Annotated in this window: 17 protein-coding genes; 10 read left to right on the top strand and 7 right to left on the bottom strand. The window is 67.0% G+C overall.

The window, feature by feature from the left end; translation table 11 throughout:
* Window positions 1-92: 92 nt before the first annotated feature.
* From CV023_RS16695 to CV023_RS16680, 4 genes are all read left to right on the top strand, one after another.
* Window positions 93-722, top strand: a complete 630-nt coding sequence (locus CV023_RS16695) for a TetR/AcrR family transcriptional regulator (protein WP_230747964.1) — start codon at window positions 93-95, stop codon at window positions 720-722.
* A 34-nt stretch (window positions 723-756) separates the two neighbouring features.
* Complete coding sequence (locus CV023_RS16690; RefSeq protein WP_230747955.1) at window positions 757-1,785, top strand: helix-turn-helix domain-containing protein; 1,029 nt, start codon at window positions 757-759, stop codon at window positions 1,783-1,785.
* Window positions 1,786-1,894: 109 nt separating this feature from the next.
* On the top strand, window positions 1,895-3,394 hold the full coding sequence (locus CV023_RS16685) for an APC family permease (protein ID WP_230747953.1): 1,500 nt from the start codon (window positions 1,895-1,897) through the stop codon (window positions 3,392-3,394).
* Window positions 3,395-3,485: 91 nt separating this feature from the next.
* The gene (locus CV023_RS16680; protein ID WP_230747951.1) at window positions 3,486-4,901 is read left to right on the top strand and encodes an aldehyde dehydrogenase family protein; all 1,416 of its coding nucleotides are present in this window, start codon (window positions 3,486-3,488) and stop codon (window positions 4,899-4,901) included.
* A 61-nt stretch (window positions 4,902-4,962) separates the two neighbouring features.
* Here the strand turns inward: CV023_RS16680 and CV023_RS16675 are convergent, their stop codons facing one another.
* Window positions 4,963-5,865: a LysR family transcriptional regulator gene (locus CV023_RS16675; protein ID WP_230747949.1), complete on the bottom strand. Its 903-nt coding sequence runs from the start codon at window positions 5,863-5,865 to the stop codon at window positions 4,963-4,965.
* Between the two features lie 168 nt (window positions 5,866-6,033).
* On the opposite strand from CV023_RS16675, the gene CV023_RS16670 reads away from it, so the two are divergent.
* The 4 genes from CV023_RS16670 to CV023_RS16655 are packed head-to-tail and all read left to right on the top strand — an operon-like array spanning window position 6,034 to window position 11,621.
* Window positions 6,034-7,404, top strand: coding sequence for an MFS transporter (locus tag CV023_RS16670; RefSeq protein WP_230747947.1), 1,371 nt, complete (start codon window positions 6,034-6,036; stop codon window positions 7,402-7,404).
* A gap of 35 nt (window positions 7,405-7,439) precedes the next feature.
* Window positions 7,440-9,143 (top strand): acyl-CoA dehydrogenase family protein, encoded by a 1,704-nt coding sequence (locus CV023_RS16665; RefSeq protein ID WP_230747945.1) that lies wholly within the window; start codon window positions 7,440-7,442, stop codon window positions 9,141-9,143.
* A gap of 26 nt (window positions 9,144-9,169) precedes the next feature.
* A complete protein-coding gene (locus CV023_RS16660; protein WP_230747944.1) occupies window positions 9,170-10,423 on the top strand; it encodes a CaiB/BaiF CoA transferase family protein in 1,254 nt (417 codons plus the stop codon).
* Between the two features lies 1 nt (window position 10,424).
* A complete protein-coding gene (locus CV023_RS16655) occupies window positions 10,425-11,621 on the top strand; it encodes an acyl-CoA dehydrogenase family protein (RefSeq protein WP_230747942.1) in 1,197 nt (398 codons plus the stop codon).
* Here CV023_RS16655 and CV023_RS16650 read toward each other — a convergent pair.
* Window positions 11,614-12,684 (bottom strand): amidohydrolase family protein, encoded by a 1,071-nt coding sequence (locus CV023_RS16650; protein ID WP_230747939.1) that lies wholly within the window; start codon window positions 12,682-12,684, stop codon window positions 11,614-11,616. The genes CV023_RS16655 and CV023_RS16650 overlap by 8 nt on opposite strands.
* A gap of 39 nt (window positions 12,685-12,723) precedes the next feature.
* A complete protein-coding gene (locus CV023_RS16645; RefSeq protein WP_230747937.1) occupies window positions 12,724-13,623 on the bottom strand; it encodes an oxidoreductase in 900 nt (299 codons plus the stop codon).
* Between the two features lie 49 nt (window positions 13,624-13,672).
* Between CV023_RS16645 and CV023_RS16640 the strand changes: the two genes are divergently transcribed.
* Together CV023_RS16640 and CV023_RS16635 are read left to right on the top strand one after the other, a co-directional pair.
* Window positions 13,673-15,370 carry an ABC transporter transmembrane domain-containing protein gene (locus CV023_RS16640; protein WP_230747935.1) on the top strand — a complete coding sequence of 566 codons (1,698 nt, stop codon included), beginning with the start codon at window positions 13,673-13,675 and terminating at the stop codon, window positions 15,368-15,370.
* Window positions 15,367-17,142, top strand: coding sequence for an ABC transporter ATP-binding protein (locus CV023_RS16635; protein WP_230747933.1), 1,776 nt, complete (start codon window positions 15,367-15,369; stop codon window positions 17,140-17,142). Before CV023_RS16640 ends, CV023_RS16635 begins: the two co-directional genes overlap by 4 nt.
* Window positions 17,143-17,170: 28 nt before the next feature.
* On the opposite strand, the gene CV023_RS16630 is transcribed toward CV023_RS16635, so the two are convergent.
* The 4 genes from CV023_RS16630 to CV023_RS16615 all read right to left on the bottom strand — a co-directional run bounded on the left by CV023_RS16630 (window position 17,171) and on the right by CV023_RS16615 (window position 21,762).
* Complete coding sequence (locus CV023_RS16630) at window positions 17,171-18,439, bottom strand: C45 family autoproteolytic acyltransferase/hydolase (RefSeq protein ID WP_230747931.1); 1,269 nt, start codon at window positions 18,437-18,439, stop codon at window positions 17,171-17,173.
* Window positions 18,440-18,505: 66 nt separating this feature from the next.
* Window positions 18,506-19,873 carry a magnesium transporter gene (gene mgtE, locus CV023_RS16625; RefSeq protein WP_230747929.1) on the bottom strand — a complete coding sequence of 456 codons (1,368 nt, stop codon included), beginning with the start codon at window positions 19,871-19,873 and terminating at the stop codon, window positions 18,506-18,508.
* Between the two features lie 70 nt (window positions 19,874-19,943).
* Window positions 19,944-20,318 carry a universal stress protein gene (locus CV023_RS16620; protein WP_230747927.1) on the bottom strand — a complete coding sequence of 125 codons (375 nt, stop codon included), beginning with the start codon at window positions 20,316-20,318 and terminating at the stop codon, window positions 19,944-19,946.
* 16 nt (window positions 20,319-20,334) lie between these two features.
* Window positions 20,335-21,762, bottom strand: a complete 1,428-nt coding sequence (locus tag CV023_RS16615) for a sugar porter family MFS transporter (protein WP_230747925.1) — start codon at window positions 21,760-21,762, stop codon at window positions 20,335-20,337.
* Window positions 21,763-21,768 lie beyond the last annotated feature (6 nt).

The raw sequence follows: 21,768 nt of genomic DNA, 5'->3' as shown, positions 1-21,768 counted from the left end.
TTTGCAACGTAATGTGTGTGCTGACTCACGCAATAATCTACGCTTGTAGAAAATAAAGTCAAGAGTGCCGCCATCGGAGATACGGAGGACGCATGCCCAAGATCGTCGACCACGACCAGCGTCGCAGCGAGCTCGTCGGGGCGACCCTGCGCATCATCGTCCGCCAGGGTCTGGCCGGGGCGACGATGCGCGACATCGCGGCGGAGGCGGGATTCGCCAATGGTGCGATCAAGTCCTACTTCGCCTCGAAGTCCGAACTGCTCGCGGCCACCTACCTCTACGTCTTCGAGGCGACGAACCGGCGCGTCGAACTGACAACCGCCGGACTGCGCGGCCTGCCCGCCCTGCGCGCATTTGCCTCCGAAGTCCTCCCCCTCACCCCCGAACTACACGATGAGGCCAGGGTCGTCCTGTCCTTCTTCGCCGAGGTGGCGCAGAGTCCCGAGCATGCCCGCTCGACGTGGGGGACCATGACCCTGTGGAGGGGGTGGATCCTCGGCTGGCTGCGCCAGGCCAGCGAGGACGGTCGGTTGGCCGCCGAGGTGGTGCTCGAGCCCTGCGCCGAAGTCCTGCTCACCTACCTCCTCGGTGCCCAGACGACGGCGATCATCGGCGGGGACGTCGTTGATTTCGCGGGCCTCCGAGCCCAGCTCGACTTCCTTCTCTCCCGCATCTCGACCGAACATGACCGATCGGTCGGTAATTCCGCGCCGAACTCGTGACTCTCAGCACGGTTGCGGCTAGAGTGAGCGCCAGGTGATCGCCGACGCAGAGGTCGGCGGTCGGTCGTTTCTGTGGAGGACGTCGATGCTGCTCGAGAGCACAGCCTCAGACTTCGACGGGTGGCAGTCACTCGTCTCGGACTCGTTCGTGCCCTTGGACACCGAACCCCAGCGCCGCGGCGGGTTCCGCGGAACCATCGGCGCCCGCGACTACGACTCGGTCGTCATGTCCCACATCACCGCCAATCCCCACGCAGTGCTGCGCACCCCCGAGCTCATATCCGCAGGTGTCGGCGGCACCGACGGCAAGGCGCCACCGCAGAACTACTACAAGGTCTCACTCCAGCTCAAAGGGCACGGACTGCTCATCCAGGACGGTCGGGAGGTGTCCCTGGCCCCGGGATCGCTGGCGATCTACGACACCTCCCGGCCCTATACGCTCAGCTTCGACTGCGACTTCTCCTCCTACGTCATGATGTTCCCGCAGTCACGGGTCAACCTGCCCACCGACACCGTCCGGCAGCTCACCGCCACCTCGATCGGTGCCGACCACCAGCTCGGCGCCGTCGCCACCCAGATCATCACCCAGGCCGGGGCGATGCTGCCAACCCTCAGCCGCTCCGTCGGCATCAGACTGGCCGGCAACGTCGTCGACCTGCTCACCACCGTGATGGCCGACGAACTCTCCGACTCCGGCGAAGGTGCGGACGAGAGGCACCGCCTGTGGTCGGACATCACCGCTCATATCGAGGCCAACCTCGGCGACCCCAGGCTCTCACCATCGACCATCGCGGCCGCCCACTTCATGTCGGTGCGCACCCTGCACCAGATCTTCGCCGGCAGCGGGGACACCGTCGCCGGGGAGATTCGCCGGCGCCGGATCGACCGCTGCCGCCAGGACCTCGTCGACCCGCTGCAGCGCCAGGTCCCCGTCTCAGCGATCGGGGCCCGCTGGGGACTGAGCGACCCTGCCCACTTCTCTCGCCTCTTCCGTGCGGCCGTGGGTCGCCCGCCCGCGGAATTCCGTCGTATGACCGCCGAAGGATCGACCCGCCGAGGCTGACCGGCGCTCTTCCCGCACCGATCGTCAAGCTCTCTGCCTGCAAAGCCAAGACGCGGAGGCCCGCTCAGGGCCATGCTGAGTGCACAGACACAGACGTCAGGTGGATCTCATGAGCATTCTCGGATCGGAACCGGCCGCAGACAGCGCGGCCACTCCGGACACCACGGTGACCGCGGGCCTCGATGCCCGCCGCATCGGCACCCCGGCACTCGTCTTCATGATCATCGCCGCCTCGGCGCCGCTGACCGTCGTCGCCGGGGGAGTGCCGAGCAACTTCGCGGTCACCGGACTGACCGGGATCCCGCTGTCCTTCGTCGTCCTCGGCATCGTGCTGATCCTCTTCGCCATCGGATACGCGGCGATGAGCCGTCACGTGCACAACGCGGGAGCCTTCTTCGCCTACATCTCGAAAGGCCTGGGCAAACCCGTAGGCATGGGCGCGGCACTGACCGCGCTCGTGGCCTACAACGCGATGCAGATCGGCATCGCCGGAATGTTCGGATTCGTCTTCTCCTCATTCCTCGACTCGCTGTTCGCGATCGAGGTGAACTGGTGGATCTGCGCACTCATCGCCTGGGTCATCGTCGGGATCATGGGCGTCTCGAGGGTCGACTTCTCCGCCAAGGTCCTCGGCGTCATCGTCGGCACCGAATTCCTCGTCGTCATCGTCTTCGACATCATCGGGCTCGGTCACAGTCCGGCCGGTGTGAGCGCGGCCGGCCTGCTGCCAGGGGAGCTCTTCGCTCCGGGCGTCGGTGCGGCCCTGGCGTTCTCGATCGCGGCCTTCATGGGCTTCGAATCCGGTGCCATCTACAACGAGGAGGTCAAGGACCCCAAGCGCACCGCGGGCCGGGCGACGATCATCGCGGTGTCCATCATCGCCGTGTTCTACGCCTTCTCCGCCTGGGCCATGGTCGTCGGCGAAGGGGCCTCGAACGTCATCGGCCGGTCCCAGGAGTTCGGGCCCGACCTCATGTTCGTCTTCCTCGGCGAGCACGCCCCCGTGTGGTTCGTCGATCTCGCGAACCTGCTCTTCCTCACCTCTCTGCTGGCCGCTCTCGTCGCCTTCCACAACATCGTCGCCCGCTACTTCTTCGCCCTCGGTCGCGACCGCGTGCTGCCGACCTTCCTCGCCCGGACATCGCGCCGGTCGGGTGCCCCGGTGGCCGGATCCCTCGCCCAATCGGGGCTCGCGCTCGTCGTCATCGTCGTCTTCGCCATCGTCGGCTCCGGCACTGAGGATCCGCTGTTTCCCGTCGTCACCCTCTTCACGTGGCTGACGAACATGGGCGCCTTCGGCCTCGTCCTGCTCATGGCGCTGACCGCGCTCGCGGTGATCGGCTTCCTCCGCACTCGTGCCGACGAATACTCCCTGTGGACCCGGGCCATCGCACCAGGGCTCGCCGCGATCGGACTGGCCGCGCTCTTCATCGCCATCGTTGTGAACTTCAACGTCCTCATCGGACTCGAGGGCGCCTCGGTGCTGTCCTGGCTGCTGCCGGCCATCGTCCTCATCCCCGGCGTCATCGGCACCATCTGGGCCCTGCGACTGCGCTCGAGCAGACCGGGACTCTATGCAGGAATCGGTTCGGGTGGTTCGCTGGGATGAGAAGCCCGCCCACCCCGATTCCAATCCCACCCCGACCCCGACTCCATCCCTAACCCGACTTCACCATCTCATGCAGCGAAGGAGAGACCCCATGACCACCGATCTCACCACCACCGAGGCCTTGCGCAGGGCAGTCGATGACCCGAGCGGTCGCGAAATCCACGATCCCGCCACCGGCGAACTCGTCGGACGCACCCGCGAAGGCAGCGTCGCCGACATCGTCACGGCCGTGACCGCCGCCCGCGCGGCCCAGCCCGACTGGGCGGCCCGCTCAGCCCAGGAGCGCAGCGACCTGCTGAACAGGGCCGCCGACGCCGTCGAAGCCTCCGCCGAGGCGCTGGCCGAACTGCTCTCCCGCGAACAGGGCAAGCCGCTCAACGGACCCAATGCCCGCTTCGAGGTCGGGGCCTGTGCGGCCTGGCTGCGCGCCAACGCCGCCTTCGAACTCGACCCCGAAGTCCTCGTCGACGACGGTGAGACCCACGCCGAGCTCCACTACGATCCCGTCGGCGTCGTCGGAGCGGTCGGCCCATGGAACTGGCCGATGATGATCTCCGTCTGGCAGTTCGCGCCGTCATTGAAGATGGGCAACACCGTCGTCCTCAAACCCTCGGAGTACACGCCGCTCTCGGTCCAGGCGCTCGTCGCTGTCGTCAACCAGGTGCTGCCGGCCGATGTCCTCACCGTCGTCCCCGGCGACGGTGCCGTCGGAGCGGCCCTGACCAGCCACGATGGTGTCGACAAGATCATGTTCACCGGGTCGACGAAGACAGGTCAGGCGATCATGCACACCGCCGCGGACAAGCTCGCTCGGATCACACTCGAACTCGGCGGCAACGATGCCGGGATCGTGCTCGAGGACGCCGACCCGGCCGCGATCGCCGGCGACCTGTTCTGGGGTGCCTTCATCAACACCGGCCAGACCTGTGCGGCGATGAAGCGCCTCTATGTTCCCGATTCCCTCTACGATCAGGTCTGCGACGCCCTCGTCGAAGTGGCCGCACAGTCTCCGATGGGTGTGGGGCTGAAGGAGGAGAACGTCCTCGGTCCCCTGCAGAACAAGCAGCAGTACGACATCGTCGCCCGACTCGTGCAGGCGGCGAAGGACTCCGGTGCCCGAGTCCTCACCGGGGGAGACCCGGTGGCCGACCAGCCCGGCTACTTCTACCCGACGACCCTGGTCGCCGACATTGACAACGACAACCCGCTCGTTGCCGAGGAGCAGTTCGGGCCCGCCCTGCCGATCATCAGGTACAGCGACCTCGACCAAGCCATCGCCTGGGCCAATGAGCTCGAGGTCGGACTCGGCTCCTCGGTGTGGGGCAGCGACCTCGACGCCTGTAAGAGCGTGGCGGCCCGTCTGCAGGCGGGCTCGACCTGGATCAACAAGCACGGGGCCGTCGACCCGCGTGTGCCCTTCGGCGGAGTGAAGAAGTCCGGCTTCGGTCTCGAGTTCGGTCTCGAAGGGCTCAAGCAGGTCAGCGTCCCCCACGTCATCAGCTGGTAACCCTCCCCAACTGCTACCTGACGGCGGCCCAGCCACCTCGCGCCAGGTATCTGGGCCGCCGTCAGGCAGCAGTCAGGGGGGCTTCGGGGAGGATCTCGCGGATGATGTCGAGGACTCGGGCCAGTGCCTCGGAGGGGTTGTTGTGCCGCCAGCCCAAGGCCAGGGTGAAGGCCTCGGTGCCCTCGGCGAGCGGAACGTAGCTGACCCCGTCGATGCGAATGTGGTCGGAGGATTCGACGACGAGCGCGATGCCGACCTGCGCCCCGACGAGCGCGAGCAGGCTGTAGGGATCCGGTGCTTCCTGGGCGATGCGGGGCAGGAACCCGGCCTCGTCGGCCAGGCGCATCATCACTTCGCGCACCTGAGAACCATGGGAGGGTGCGTAGGAGATGAAAGGTTCGTCGGCGAGCTCGGTCATCGACACGCGTTCCCGTTCGGCGAGCCGATGAGTGCTCGGGACCGCGGCCATGACGGTCTCCTGCCTGATGACATGGACATTCACGCCGGCCGGAGCCGGAGGGCTGATCACGGCGAGATCCATCTCTCCGTCGCGAACGGCCAGGGCGGCTTCGCCCGAGTAGGTCTGCGGGTGGAGCTCGAGGCCGATGCCCGGATGGCGGTCCGCGACTTCTCTTGAGAGCAGCGAGAGGATCGAATAGCCGCTCGTGCCGCCGAAGCCGACCCTGACCCGGCCCACCGTCCCCTCCTGGGCCGCTCGGGCGATGCGCCTGGCACCTGCGACCTGGTCGCCGATGGTGCGGGCAGGGTCGAGCAGGGCCTCTCCCGAGGGGGTCAGCCTGACCCGTCGAGTGGTGCGTTCGAACAGCGGCACCCCGAGGTCCTTCTCCAGGGCCCGGATCATCTGGCTCAGGGCCGGCTGGGCGATGTGGAGCTTCTCGGCGGCGCGTCCGAAGTGGAGTTCCTCGGCGACAGCGACGAATGCCGAGAGGTGTCGCAGTTCCATCGGATCGCCTCCTGTGGCCGGCCCGGCCGCACCGATTGCACGGGTCGACCAATTGATAAAGAATCAATAATGATCACCTAGATATTAAGTCTTGGACACCCGGTAATGGAAGTGGAAGAGTGGCTTCCGGCAATGAAGCACACCCACCTCCACCTCGGGAGACCACACATGAGCAGCACCGGATCAGCGTCGATCCCAGAGCCCACTCCAGCGGCGATCGACCCCAAGCAGGGACGTCGCGCAGGCGTGGCCGCCTTCGTCGGCACCACCATCGAATGGTTCGACTTCTACATCTACGGCACCGCCTCGGCGCTCGTCCTCGGGCCCCTATTCTTCCCCGATGTCAGCCCCGCAATGGGCACGCTCGCCGCTTTCGCCACCTTCGCCGTCGGCTTCATCGCCCGCCCGCTCGGCGGCGTCATCTTCGGCCACTTCGGTGACAAGTTCGGTCGCAAGAACACCGTCATCACGACCCTCATGCTCATGGGGCTGGCCACAGTCGGAGTCGGCCTCCTGCCCACCTATGAGCAGATCGGCTTCATGGCACCGATCCTCCTCGTGGCCCTGCGGATCATCCAGGGCGTGGCCATGGGCGGCGAATGGGGCGGAGCGGTCCTCATCGCCACCGAATTCGCGCCACCGGGGAAGAAGATCCTCTACGGTGCCTTCGCCCAGCAGGGCTCACCGGTGGGCAACCTCCTCGCCACGGTCGCCTTCCTCGGTCTGACCTACATGAGTGCGGAGAACTTCGGCGACTGGGGCTGGCGGATCCCGTTCCTCGCTTCGGCAGTGCTCATCATCGTCGGTCTCTACATCCGACTCAAGATCACCGAATCGCCGGAGATGATCGCGGCGACCCAGAAGGAACCGCAGCAGCGCACTCCTCTGGTCGAACTGCTCCGCGATCATTGGAAGGTCGTGTCTCTGGCCATCGGAGCGGTGGTGACGGGAGTCGCGATCACCTACGTCAAGACCACCTTCGCCCTGTCCTGGGCGACGACCGACCTCGGATTCGGGCGCACAGAGTTCCTGCAGGTCATCACCGTGGCCCTGATCGCGCAGGTGATCGTGCAGCCATTCGGCGCAATCCTCGCCTCGAAGATCGACGCCCGCAAGGCGATCCTCATCATGCTTCTGCCCGAGCTCGTGCTGCTGCCGCTGATGTTCGTGCTCATCCAGACCGGCAGCTACGGACTCGCAATGCTCGGCATGGTGCTGGCCACCGCCCCGCACGCCATGTATTACGCAGCCCTGGCCGGGGTGCTCGCCCAGCTGTTCCCGACGACCATCCGCTACACCGGCATCTCCGTGGCCTATCAGGTCTCGACGGCACTGTTCGCCGGCACCGCCCCGTTCCTCAGCCAGGCTCTGCTGGGCGCGACCGGTTCGATCTGGGTCGTTGTCGGCCTCGGCCTCGGCTACGTCCTCATCTCCGCGGTGTGCATGTCTCTGCTCCTGCGGGCAAAGGCGTGGACGGGCCGTGAAGGAGAACCGGGCCACCTCGCCGAGGCGGAGCCGAAACCCCGCGTCAGCCGCTGACGACCACCGCAGAAGAGAAGAACACAGAAGGACACATGAACTACGTCGATCTCGACCCCGCCCTCGCACCGCTTATCGAGTCCTACCTCGACCCGGCCGACCGCGCACTGCTTGCCCCAGTGCTCAGCGCGCTTGGCACCGACGCGGCCGAGCGCCTGGCCCCGCTCGCCGATGTCGCGGACAAGAACCCGCCGACCCTGGCCCAGTTCGATCGGGAGGGCGACCGGGTCGATGCCATCGACTACCACGCGAGCTACCAGGAGCTGCAGAAGGCCGCCTACGAGGAGTACGGGCTCTCCGCGCTGTCCCACCGTGGACTGCACGGCTGGGACGAGGCGCCTCCGCATCTGATCAAGTACATCCTCTCCTACGTCTTCGTGCAGGCCGAGTTCGGTCTCGCCTGCCCGGTGTCCATGACCGACGCCGCCGCACGGACCCTGCGGAAGTTCGGCGAAGGCGAGCAGATCGCCGAGGCGGTCGAGCGTCTGATCTCGACCGATCCCGAGCACCGATTCACCGGGGCCATGTTCATGACCGAGATCCAAGCCGGCACCGACATCGCCCAGACATCGACCGTCGCCGAACGCGACGGTGAGAACTGGACGCTGTCCGGCCGCAAATGGTTCGCCTCCAACCCCGACGCCGACATCATCCTCACTCTCGCCCGCTTCCCCGGAGGAGAGGACTCCACCCGCGGCGTCGGACTGTTCATGCTGCCCAAGCGGCGCCCGGACGGGACGAAGAACTCCTATGTCATCGACCGTCTCAAGGACAAACTCGGCACCCGGTCGATGCCCAGCGGAGAGGTCACGCTCAACGGAGCCTACGCCGTCCAGGTCGGGGCGCTCGAGCGCGGCTTCCGGCAGATGGCGGAGATGGTCAACACCTCTCGCCTGTCCAATGCGATGCGAGCCACGGCACTCATGCGCAGGTCCATCAACGAGGCGCTCGCCCACGCCCGCACCCGCGTCGTCTTCGGCGAGCCGCTCGTCAAAGCGCCGCTCATGCGCATGACCCTGCTGCCGCTGCAGGCCGAGGCCGAGGCCGCCCTGGGGCTCGTCTTCCACTCCGGTGACATGCTGCAGCGCGGCGATGCCGGAGATGCGGACGCCGCGGCTCAGATCCGCGTGCTCACTCCGCTGGCCAAGCATTACATCTGCAAACGCGTGCGCTTCGTCGCCGGGGAGGCGATGGAAGTCCGCGGCGGCCGCGGCTACATCGAGGAATGGCCCGACGCCCGCCTCGTCCGCGATTCCCACCTCGGCTCCATCTGGGAGGGCTCGAGCAACGTCATTGCCCTCGACGTGCTGCGCTGCCTGCGCAAGCAGAACACGCACCGCCTGTTGGCGCAGTCGATGACCGCGAAGCTCAACGACAGCACCCTCGCCGAGGCGGACTCCGAGATCCGTGAGCTGCTGAGTCGGTGGGAGGCCATCGTCTCCCGTGGAGACGCGCTGTTGGCCGCCGCACAGTCTGAGGCCGAGGCACTCATCGGCAACTACGCCGACGACCTGGCACAGCTCATCATGGCGACGCTGCTGCTCGAACAGGCCGGCGCCGAGGTCGCTCGCGAGGAGAACTATCGCACACTTCTCGTCGCCAAGGCCTTCATCGCGGGCGCCATCGCCCGCGATGACACCGCTGTGGCGCGTCTCCTGTCCCATTTCGAGGACATCGTCGACGGAGTGGCAGTGTCCCGCGAGGTCGCAGCCTCGACCACACTGACGCCTGAGGCATGAGGCCACACGAAAGTCTGGAGCACATCGTGAGAACCACAGAATCCGAATCCACACGGGAGACAGCGAACTCCGCTGCGGCCACCTTCGAAGGCCCGCTGTCCGGAGTGCGCGTCATCGACCTCTCGAAGATCCTCGCCGGCCCCTACGCCACCATGTCGCTGGCCGACCTCGGCGCCGAGGTCATCAAGGTCGAACATCCGAACGGCGGGGACCCCACGCGGGCCTGGGGCCCGCCGATGGTCGGTGCCGACGCCACGTACTTCCATGCGGCCAACCACAGCAAGAAGTCTGTGACCATCGACCTCAAATCCGAACGGGGACAGGCACAGGTGCACGAACTGCTTGCCGAGGCCGATGTGCTCGTCGAGAACTTCCGACCCGGCAGCTCACTGCAGACGATCTTCGACTATCAGGAGCTGTCGGCGAAGTTCCCGCATCTCGTCATCCTCCACATCTCCGCGTATGGGGATCACGGACCGATGCGCGACGAACCCGGCTATGACATGGTCGCCCAGGCACGCGGGGGACTGATGTCTCTGACCGGTGAGCCCGGCGGGCCGCCGATGAAGGCCGGATTCGCGATGGGCGACCTCGGTGCCGGTCTGTTCGGGATCATCGGTGTGGTCTCCGCTCTCTTCGAGCGCAGCCGCACCGGCAGAGGACAGTACCTGACGACCTCTCTCTATGAGGGGCAGCTGGCGCTGCACGTGAACTGGGCGACGAACTACTTCGCCGATGGCAGACGCCCTCATGCTCTCGGTTCGGGCCACCCCAACCTCGTGCCCTATCAGGCGTATCCGGCCGCCGATGACTACTTCGTCATCGCCATCGGCAACGACTCCCTGTGGCAGCGTCTCTGCACCGCCATCGACCGCTCTGACCTCGGCGAGGACGAGCGGATCGCCGCCAATGCGGGCAGGCTGGTCCACCGCGACTATGTCAACGAGGAGCTGTCGAAGACGCTGCGGACGAGGTCGGTCGACGAGTGGTGCGAACTGTTCTCTGCAGCGGGGGTCCCGGCGGCGCCGATCAAGCACCTCGATGAGGTCTACGCCGATCCGCAGACCGAGGCTCTGGGCATGGTTCAGACCGTCGACCACCCCACTGCCGGGCCGATGCGCCAGGTGGCCTTCCCCGTGAATTTCAACGGAGTTCGCCCACCCGTGCGCTCGGCACCACCCGAGCTCGGCGCCGATACGGACGAGATCCTCGGTCGCGACAGGGACGACCACCTCGGCGCAGCAGGACCGCAGACGATCGCCACCACCACAGGAGCCTGACATGACTACGACCGCTTCCACTCGCGCGAACTCCAGCAGCGAGAACTCCGACCTGCTCAACCTCGAGGGACTCTTCAGCGAGTCCGAGATCGCCCTGCGCGACACAGTCCGAGCCTTCGTCGATGAGCGCTTCCGCCCGAACATCGCCGACTGGTATGAGAACGCGGTCTTCCCGCGAGAGATCGTGGCCGAGATGGGCGAACTCGGGCTGCTGGGTATGCACTTGCACGGCTACGGCTGCCCCGGCCGCTCGGCCGTCGAGTACGGACTCGCCGCACTCGAGCTCGAAGCCGGGGACTCCGGTCTGCGCACCTTCGTCTCGGTGCAGGGATCGCTGGCGATGTCGGCGATCCACAAGTTCGGCTCCGAGGAACAGAAGAACCGCTACCTGCCCGGCATGGCCAAGGGCGAGATCATCGGCTGCTTCGGTCTGACCGAACCCACCGCCGGATCCGACCCCGGGTCCATGGCCACCACCGCGATCCGCAGTGACGACGGATCCTGGACCCTCAACGGTGCCAAGCGTTGGATCGGTCTGGCCTCGATCGCCGATGTCGCCGTCATCTGGGCGGCCACCGATGAGGGCATCCGCGGCTTCCTGGTTCCCACGGACACCGCCGGGTTCACCGCCACTCCGATCGAGCAGAAGCTGTCGATGCGCGCCTCCATCCAATGCGACATCACCCTCGAGCAGGTGCAGCTGCCCGCCGATGCGGTCCTGCCCGAAGTGACGGGACTCAGAGGACCGTTCTCCTGCCTCAACGAGGCTCGTTACGGAATCATGTGGGGCGCCATGGGCGCCGCGCGTGACTCCTACGAGGTCGCGCTGAAGTATTCGCAGGAACGTCTCCAGTTCGACAAGCCTCTCGCCGGCTACCAGATCACCCAGCAGAAGCTGGTGAACATGGTCCTCGAGATTCAGAAGGGGATCCTCGTCGCCGTCCAGACCGGACGTCTCAAGGACGCCGGGACGCTCGACCCGGTCCAGATCTCGGTCGGCAAGCTCAACAACTGCCGTGAGGCGATCGCCATCTGCCGGGAAGCTCGCACGATGCTCGGCGGCAACGGAATCACCCTCGAATTCTCACCGCTGCGGCATGCGAACAACCTCGAGTCCGTGCGCACCTATGAGGGCACCGACGAAGTCCACACCCTCATCCTCGGCCGCCACATCACCGGGGAGCAGGCCTTCAGATGAGCTGAGTTCCCGCCACCCACACCTCGGCGGGGGAGCGCAGTGCAGAGACGTCGCCCAGCGGATCTCCGCCTGCGACCAGCAGATCAGCGCGAGCCCCCTCGACGATGCGTCCGCGATCGCCCAGCCTCAGCGCATCCGGAGCACCCGGGGTGGCCGACCGGACCACCTCGGCTACGGTCATTCCGGCCTCGATGAGATAGTCGAATTCGTCGTGCAGCGATGGCCCGTGCGGCACCGGAGCGAACGGCGTCTCATTCGCATCGGTGCCCGCGATGATCTTCACCCCGGCCTCGTGGAGGGCACGGACATTCGCCAGGGCCATTCCGAAGGCCGCATCGGCATGCTCGCCGAGGCGGGCCTCGGCGATCGCGCGCATCATCACCAGGGTCGGGGAGACGAGGGTGTTCGTCTCAACGATCCGCTCGATCGTCTCCGGCCGCAACGGGCCGTCGAAGGGGATGTGGGTGAGGACGTCGACCCCCGCGTCGAGGCCGCGGTCGAAGGCGGCGGCCGTGACTGCGTGGGCAACGGTGAGCAGTCCGCGCTCGTGAGCGCCATCGACCAGCGCCCGCAGGGTCGGAATGTCGAGGGCAGGCACCTCGGTGGCCTCGGGATCCTCGATGATGATCCTGATGAGATCGACGTTGTTCTCGGTCCGCCAGTCGAGGAACCGCTGCGCATCCTCGGGTCCGGAGACCCCGGATTCCGCGGGGGAGCCCATGGCGGTGGTCTGTGTGCTGCCCGGCGCCGAGGCGGCCGAACCGGCACTGAGGATCGCAGGGATCCCAGCGTCGGCCCGGAAATCGGCGACGAGCGAATCCGGGTGCGTGCCCAAGTCGACGATCGTCGTCAACCCCGCGGCCCCGGCGGCGACGAGAGGCTCCCGGGACTTCAGATGGACGTGGGTGTCGATGAGGCCGGAGAAGAGCGTGGCCGCCGACGTCGGATCCGGATCCGCGGCCGGGTGGATCGCGGTGATTGTCTCGGAGAACTCGATGTCGACGGGCTCACTGGAGACGGCAGAATCGACGTCGAAGATACGAACATTGTGCAGAGCAGTCATGACGCCACGATACTCAGCGAGCTTGTGAAACCCGTCGAATCACCGAAGCGAATCGGGAAAGGTCACTCCCGTCAGCTCCTCGGAGACCTTCCACAGGCGGCGCGCCACGTCCTCGTCGAGGGATGCCGCTCCGCGACCGGCGAAGGCCGGGGCGCCCCGCGTCTCGAGCCAGCTGCCTGGGCCCAGGTAGGAATTGCCTGGGACATCGGCGATCGCGGCGTTGAGCGCCGGCGCGGCACCGGCGGCCTCGGGTTGGGTGAACAGGCGGGTGAGTGCCTTGCCGAGACTGTCGCGCACGCGTCGCCGCTCACCGGATCGGAACAAATTGGTCGCCGCGAGACCAGGGTGAGCCGCCGTCGCGATCACTGCGGAATCCTGGAGTGTCAGCCGGCGTTCGAGCTCGGTGGTGAAGAGCAGATTCGCGAGCTTCGACTGTGCATAGGCGCTCATCGCCCGGTACCTGCGGCGCTGCCAATTGAGATCGGCGAAATCGATCGACCCCTGCCGGTGGGCCAGCGAAGAGACCGTGACCACCCGAGCCCTGATCTGCGGCAGAAGCAGATTTGTCAGCGCGAAGTGCCCGAGGTGGTTGGTCCCGAACTGGGATTCGAAGCCATCGACGGTGTAGCCCAGGGGAGGGGTCATGATGCCCGCATTGTTGATGAGGACGTCGACCGGCGTCTCCAGCGCCGCGGCGAAGGCGCGCACGGAGCCGAGATCGGCCAGATCGAGCTCACTGACCTCGACGGATCCGCTCATGGTTGCCGCCGCGGCAGCTCCCTTCTCCACGTTGCGCACCGCCAGAATGACGTGGGCCCCATGCGCGGCGAGGGCACGGGCGCTGACTCGACCGAGGCCGCTGTTGGCCCCGGTGATGACGAAGGTCTGCCCTGTCAGGTCGCGGAATCCGTGTTCGAGGTCAGAGGTGATCGGCAGCATAGTGGGCAGTGTAGACCCTGAAGATGCACGAACTGTTAGGGTAGCCTTCGTGCCGCAGACTCCTTCATCAGGTTCGAAACTCCTCCGCAGAGCCGCTCGGCGACGCCTTTCACTCCTGCTCCCCGGGGCGGCCACGCTCTCGCTGTGGCAGGTCTGTGAAGCGCTCGTTCCCGTGGCCATCGGCATCGTCGTCGACCGGGCGATCATCCCCCTGTCGCTGCCGATGCTCATCGTCACGATCATCGGCGTCGGTCTGCTCTTCACCGTGCTCAGCCTCGGATACCGCTTCGGTTCCCGCTTCTGCAATGCCGCCCGCGAACACGAAGCCCATGCCCTGCGGGTCGAGATCACCCATGCGGCGCTGACCTCGGCGAACCTGCCCGCCGACCGTGCCTCCGGAGAGGTCCTCTCGATCGCTTCGGCCGATGCCGACACCGCCGCCCAGTCCTTCGCCCAGGCCGGGCGCGGCATCGCCTCGGTGTTGGGCATGATCACCGCCGCCGTCTTCCTCCTCATCGCCGACCCTGTCACCGGACTCGTCGTCCTCATCGCCGTGCCCATCGGACTGATCATCGTCGCCCTGCCCGGCCGCTCCGTCTCCGCGAAGGCCGGCACCCAGCTCGAGGCCGTCGCCCGGGCCGGACGCTCTGCCTCCGACCTCATGCACGGACTCCGCGTGATCAAAGCCATGGGCGGCGAACCCTGGGCCGTCGACCGTTACCGGGTCACCTCCGACGAGGCGGCCACCGCCGGCATCGCCACCGGCGAGCGCACCGGGCGACTCGCCGGACTCGGCGCCCTGGTCATGTCGATCGTGCTCGCCGCCGTGCTCATCGTCGCGAGCCTGCGCCTCATCGAGGGCCAGATGAGCGTCGGCGCCCTCATCGGCATCCTCGGCATGACCGCCTTCCTCACCGAACCCATGCGGGCGCTCGCCGACATCGTCGGACTCTTCGCCCAATCCCACGGTGCGGCCGGCCGGATCGCCCGACTGCTCGTCGACATCGATTCCGCCGAAGCCAGCGATACCACCGACGGCTCCTCGAACGAAGCGACGCCGACCCCGCGCATCGGACTCGACGACACCGCACTGACCGTGCGCGACTGGGCCGTCGGAGCCGAGCGCATCGTCGACTTCACCACCGATTTCGGGGCCCTGACCTGCATCGTCACCGAAGCCTCCGAACCAGCGGCGAACCTCCTCGGCGCTCTGGCCACCCATGCCCGGGGCGCGGGGCCGGACACGATGATCGTGTCCCCGCACACCGTCGACATGTTCGAAGGCACGATCCGGTCGAACATCACGATGATCGTCGGCACCACCGACCACCCGGTCACCGAGGAGGTGCTCACCGCTTCGGGCACCGATGAACTCCTCGGCCTCGTCGACGGCGGCCTCGACCACCGGATCCAGGAACTCGGCGGCAACCTCTCCGGCGGTCAGCGGCAGCGCGTGGCGCTCGCTCGAGCACTCGACGCCGACCCGTCGATCCTCGTCCTCCACGAACCGACGACCGCCGTCGACGCCGTCACCGAGGCGCGCATCGCCGAGGGGGTGACCCGTCTGCGAGGCACCGCCGAGTCCGCCGCAACGATCATCCTCACCAGCTCGCCCGCCTTCCTCGCCGCTGCGGACTCCGTGGTGTTCGTACCCGAGACCGGTCCGGTCCTCATCGGCCGCCACGCGGAGCTGCTCACCGCCGCCGACCAAGCGTCCGAGACCTACCGGCAGGCGGTGACCCGATGAGCGCCCACACCATCCTGAGCATCGCCACCCGGCGCCGCGCCTTCTCCCACCTCGCCCCGCTGCTGCGGGCACGGTCCGGCTGGATCGTCCTCCTCGTCATCGCCGGCATGGCCAACGCCGGAGCCGGCCTCGTCGGACCCTGGGCGATCGGTCGCCTCGTCGACGAGCTGCCCGCCGGTGCCGGCTCCGAACTCGTGTGGACCTGCGCGATCGCGGTCGCCGTCGCCGGTATCGTCATGGCCCTCGGCACCTGGATCGGAGCCTGGGCGCTGGCACACATCGCCATGCCCGTCGTCGCCGAACTGCGCACCCAGGTCGTCGATTCGGCCATGTCTCTGCCCTCCCAGCGAATTGAAGCGACCGGCACCGGCGACCTCGTCTCCCGCGTCGCCGACGACTCCCGCAAGATCAGCGAAGCCGCCGCCCAGGTGCTGCCGCTCGTCGTCGAATCCCTCCTCGTCGTCATCGTCTCCGCGTTCGGACTGGCCGCGATCGATTGGCGACTGGGCATCGTCGGCCTCGTCGCACTGCCGATGTACTGGCTCACCCTGCGCTGGTATCTGCCCAGGTCGGAACCCATCTACAAGGAGGAGCGCGCGGCCTTCGGCAGGCGAGCCGGACGGCTGCTGGGCGGACTCACCGGTGCCCAGACGCTGCGCGCCTACCGCGCCGAGGGCGGCGAGATGACCCGCATCGACTCCGCGTCCGGGCAGGCCCGGGACCTGTCGATCAATGTGTTCAGATTCCTCACCCGCGCCTTCGGTCGCAACAATCGCGCCGAGGCGGTCGTCCTCTCCCTGCTTCTGGCCGCGGGGTTCGCCCTCGTCTACTTCGGTGAGACCACCGCCGGTGCAGTGACTACCGCCGCCCTGGTCTTCCACCGCCTGTTCAACCCCATCGGGGCGCTCGTCGGCCTCTTCGACCAGATCCAATCGGCCGGAGCCTCGCTGACCCGGATGGTCGGCGTCATCGATGAGGCCCAGACCTCGCCGAGGCGCTCGATCGATATCGACTCGAGTTCCCCTACGCTGCTGCTCGAGGACCTGTGGTTCACCTACGATGCCGACCCGCACTCGGACAACCATGTCCTCAAGGGCGTGAGCCTGCGCATCGATCCCGGTGAGGTCGTTGCCGTGGTCGGCACCACCGGTGCCGGAAAATCGACGCTGGCGAGGATCGCCGCGGGACTCTCGGCGCCGACACGCGGACGTGCGGCGCTCGTCGACGACGGGGCCGCCTCGGCGGGGGAGCTGACAGCACTGGCCGAACCCGTCCTCCGATCCCACATCTCGATGGTCGCTCAGGAGGTCCACACCTTCGCCGGCGCCCTGCGGGAGAACGTCTCCCTGCCCGTTCCCGCGGCCACCGCCGAGGCGGTCAGCATTGCCCTCGAAACCGTCGGTGCGGACTGGGTGCGATCACTGCCGAACGGTCTGGACACGGAGCTCGGCGATGGGGGGATGCGCCTGAGCGCGGTGCAGGAGCAGATGATCGCCCTGGCCCGACTCGTGCTCGCAGATCCCGATTTCGCGATCCTCGATGAGGCCACCGCCGAGGCGGGATCCGCCGGTGCCCATGTCCTCGAAGGCTCTGCGCGGGCGGCCCTGTCCGGACGCGGGGCGTTGATTGTGGCCCACCGCCTCAGCCAGGCGGAGACCGCCGACCGGGTGCTCGTGATGGAACACGGTGAGGTCGTCGAAGAGGGCAGTCATACCGAACTCGTCGCCGCCGGTGGCCGCTATGCCGAACTCTGGGCGGCGTGGTCGGCCTGAGGCCTCCGGCACCGGCGGTCAGCGGCGCTCAGCGCCAGCGCTGCCAGGCCGCCTGACGGCTGATATCGGCCATCTCGGCCACCCTGGCCCAGGAATTGTGCTCGGCCATCGTGCGCGCACTCGTGCCCATGGCCTCGCCGATTTCCGCGGAGAGGCTGAGCAGCGCCGAGAATGCCGCCGGGTCCGGCGAATGGGACAGGTCGTGGATCGCCTGCCGTGCGGTGCCCAGCGTGTCGGCCACGGCGGAGGTCTCGCTCGCGCCCGTGGGTGGCCCCGTGAAATCGGATTCGGCGGACGGTCCGGTCACGTCTATCGGTTCGGGGCTGTCTTCATCGAGGGTCACGATGATCTCCTCCTCGGGCGAGCTCAGGCTGCGGGTCCAGGTGCGGTTGTGCCAATGATATTCGACCTCGCCGCGCAGCGGCAGATAGACGGCGGTGTACAGGGTGCCGAATGCGTTGTCGTAGTCCGCACTGAAGACCCCCGGACCGAGCATCCTCGCGGTCATCTCCTGGACATCGCAGCCCTGGTCCACCGCCTCGGTGAGCAGATCCTGACGCTCCACGCTGCGGAAGCGGCGGGCATGGTCGGGGAACTCCGGATGCCGTCCGCGGTGGTTCGTCGCGACCGGATCCTCGATGATCTCCGGGGTCATTGCGGGACCGACGTAGGCGGTCGCCGCGGTGCCCGTGGAGTCGATCATGGTCAGGTTGTAGTACATGGAGACGGGGATCGTCTGGAGCCTGCGCAGAGCCTCGGGCACGGATTCGGCGACCTCGAGGAGGAAGCGCACGACCAGCGGGGCGGCGAATCCGTCACCGTCGCCGGGGCGCCCACCGAAGGCAAGCGACACGGCAAGCCCGTCCTCGTTCATGCCGTCGAGCAGACCCCACAGGCAGTCGGACGTTCCGATCACCCGGCGGGAGCCGAATCGGGTCGAGGCGTGGACCTGCTCGAACAGCTCGAGCCCGTAGTCGTAGTTGCGCAGCAGGGCAGGCTCGGGAGACTGCAGGGCGACCTGTGAGCACCCGGGCAGGAAGCGGGGAGGATTCCACAGGGTGAGCATGCGGGCCGCGGTCTCGTCCCCGCCCGCCAGCTCGACGAGCCGCCGCCAGGTGGGGACGAGCTCGGGCATGTGCTCGCGCAGTCGGGCCTCGGCTTCCGCGAGGCTGGGTCGAGCGGCATCTCCGTCACGGAGATACCACGACCGATAGGCGGGCCAGACGGTATCGAACAGTGCCTGCCAGCGGGTGGAGGGGAGTTCTTCGGTGATTCCGAAAAAGTTGAATGAGGTCATTTGTCAAGGCTAGGTTGACACTCATCGGGTGTCAATAAAAACTTGACAGTGGTTGTGGAGCTGGACTCAGCTCAGTCCGAGCACCGTAGTGGCGATCGTGAAGTAGATGATCAGTCCGGTGGCGTCGCAGAACGTGGAGATGAACGGGTTGGAGAACACAGCCGGGTCGGCTCCGAGCCGCTTCGCGATGATCGGCATCAGCCCGCCCACGGTGGCGGCCATCATGCACACCGAGAGCAGGGTCAGGCCGATGACCAGGCCGATCGCCCAGCCGTAGACGAGTCCGGCGATGGCGAAGCCGAGGCAGCCGAGCACGGCACCGAGCAGCGCACCGACGCGCAGTTCGCGCCAGATGACCTTTCCCAGGTCACGGATGCGGACCTCGCCCACGGCCAGAGCCCGGGTCACGGTGGTCGCGGCCTGGTTGCCGGTGTTGCCGCCCGTGCCGGTGAGCAGGGGGATGAACAGGGCGAGGATGACGACCTGATCGAGGCGGTCCTCGTAGACCTCGAGGACTTGGACGGTGAAGATCGCCGAGACCGCGAGGACGAGGAGCCACACGATGCGGCTCTTGACCAACCGGACGATGCTCGAGGAGAGGTAGGAGCGGTCGAGGGGTTCGGAGCCGCTGGAGCGGGCGATGTCCTCGGCGTCCTCTTCGTCGACGATGTCGAGCACGTCATCCATGGTGAGGATCCCGACAAGGCGGTTCTCCTCATCGACGACCGGCATCGCGATGAGGCGGTGGGAGAGGAACGTGCGGGATGCTTCCTCACGGTCGGTCTGGGCATGAGTCGTGATCGATTCGCGCACCATCTCACCGATGATCGTCTCGTCGGCGGCGGCGATGAGGTTGCGCAGGGAGATCACCCCGAGGAGGACGCGTCCGGAACCGACGACAGGCAGCAGGTAGACGGTCTCCGGACCGTCGATGCGGGCACGGACGACCTCCATCGCCTCGGCGGAGGTCCAATCTTCGTGGAGACTGAGCACCTCCGGGGACATGTACCGGCCGATCGCGGACTTCGGATAGCCGAGGACCGCCGTCGTCATCTCTCGTTCCTCGGCGTCGAGGCCCTTCATCAGGCGGGAGGCAACGCTCGCGGGCAGCTCACCGAAGAGTTCGGCACGATCATCGGGGTCGAGACCGTCGACGATGTCGGCGACCTCCGGTTCGCGGAGATTCTGGATCAGCTCGGCCTGGTAGCCCGGGGTCAGATTCTCAAAGACCGCGAGGGCCTCGTCCTTGTTGAGCACGCGGAAGAGGACGGCCGACTGCAGGGGAGTGGTGGTGTGGACGAGCCGGGTGAGTTCCGGGAGGGGGACCTGCCCGGCGAGATCGGCGACCGAGTCCATCGCGGTCCGGTCGACCCGGCCGGAGAGTGCGGATTCGAGCCGGTCCGCCGCCGACCTCTCTACCATCGCATCTGCCACGACTGCCTCCTGACATCCCTGCCGCCACTGTGATCGCCCTCCACCCTATGCCACGAGGGCAATGATCGACTCAGCCCCTCTTCGCGGACTCCGGTACCCGCACGGTAAGTACCGGGACGGGGGAGCGGAGGATGAGGCGTTGGGTCACGGATCCCAGGAGGACCTTGCCCACCCGCGAGCGGGAACGTACGCCGAGGACGAGCCGGTCCACCTCGGCGTGGTCGGCCAGCTCATCGAGGACCGCGGTGACCGGATCACGGTCCCGGCGGCCGGAGCGATTGATGAGTGTGACCTCAAGGTCGCGGGGGATCTCCTCGTCGGCGAAGTCGTGGAGGGTGAGGTTGACGAGCAGCAGGCCCGTCTTCAGGGCGCGCGCCTCGGCCACGGCGCTCTCGAGAGCCGTGCGGCCTTCGGGGCTGTCGGTGACGGCAACTGCGACTGACATTCTGACTCCTTACTCTCTACTTCCGTCCGTACTTCGCTTTGAACTCCCGCTCGAACTCCGCGAGGTCCTTGTCCTTGGTCTCGGGCAGGAGTGTGTAGAGGAAGATGAAGGCGATGACGGCGAAGCCGGCGAACATGCCGAAGGTCGCGGTCATGCCCATCGCCTCGATGAGCGGCGGGAAGAACTGGGCGACGACGGCGTTCATGATCCACAGCACGAACACGCAGATGCCCATTGCGAAGCTGCGGATCTTCATCGGGAAGATCTCCGAGAGCATCAGCCAGGTCAGCGGACCGACCGTGCCCTGCATCGAGAACACGAAGAGGACGAGGAAGACGAGCACCGTCCACGCCTGCCCCGGTCCCGGCGGGACGACGACCGCGGTGAGCGCGATGAGGGTGTGGAAGACCGCGATGAGCCCGTAGCCGGTGAGGAACATGACGCGGCGCGGCAGCTTGTTGAGCAGGAACATGCCCAGTGAGATGCCGGCCAGGGAGAAGACGCCGTTGGCGATGTTGCCGATGATTGCGACACCGGAGTCGAGTCCGGCGTTGGTGAGCAGCTGCGTGCCGTAGTACATGACCGAATTGATGCCGGTCAGCTGCTGGAAGAAGCCGAGACCGGCACCGATGATGACCAGCCGCAGCACCCACCGGGTGCCGAGGTCGGTCAGTCCGCCGGTGGACTGCTTCGCGTCCTCGGAGGCGAGGTGGGTGACCTCGGCGACTTCGGCCTCGGCACGTTCGGGGGAGCGGACCTTCTTCAGCACCGCGAGCGCCTCCTCGGTGCGGCCCTTGGAGATCAGCCAGCGGGGGCTCTCGGGCTGGAAGATCATGCCCACGAGCAGGGCGATCGCGGGAAGTAAGGCGACGAGGAGCATCCAGCGCCAGATGGAGTCGACGTGGCCCCAGACGTTGAAGATCACGGCGTTGATGATGAACGCGGCGAGCTGGCCGGCGACGATCATCAGCTCGTTGCGGGTGACGAAGGAGCCGCGCTTCTCCGAAGGGGCGATCTCACCGAGATAGACGGGCACGGTCGCCGAGGCGCCGCCGACCGCGAGGCCGAGGACGAAACGCGAACCGATGAGGAACTCCGCGCCCGGGGCGAGCACACAGCCGAGGGTGCCGATGATGAAGATCCCGGCGAGCAGGAGAATTGTGCGGCGTCTGCCGGAGGCATCGGCGACGCGACCGCCGAAGACCGCACCGAAGGCGGCGCCGATCATGAGACTGGCGACGACCATTCCTTCGGAGAGGGCGGTGAGACCGAAGTCCTGACTCAGCGGTTCGAGTGCACCGTTGACGACACCGGTGTCGTAGCCGAAGAGGAGACCGCCGAAGGTGGCGACTGTGGCGATGACGCCGAGGCGGTGGACCGGCCGACCGGACCCGGCATGCGGCAGGTCGAACCGCTGTCGATGGGGATAAGGCGATGAAGACACGAACGC

Origin of the sequence: Brevibacterium sp. CCUG 69071, from assembly GCF_021023135.1 — a bacterium.
Lineage (GTDB): Bacteria > Actinomycetota > Actinomycetes > Actinomycetales > Brevibacteriaceae > Brevibacterium.
The sequence above is the reverse complement of the archived record's forward strand: the minus strand, read 5'-3'. Positions and strand labels throughout refer to the sequence as shown.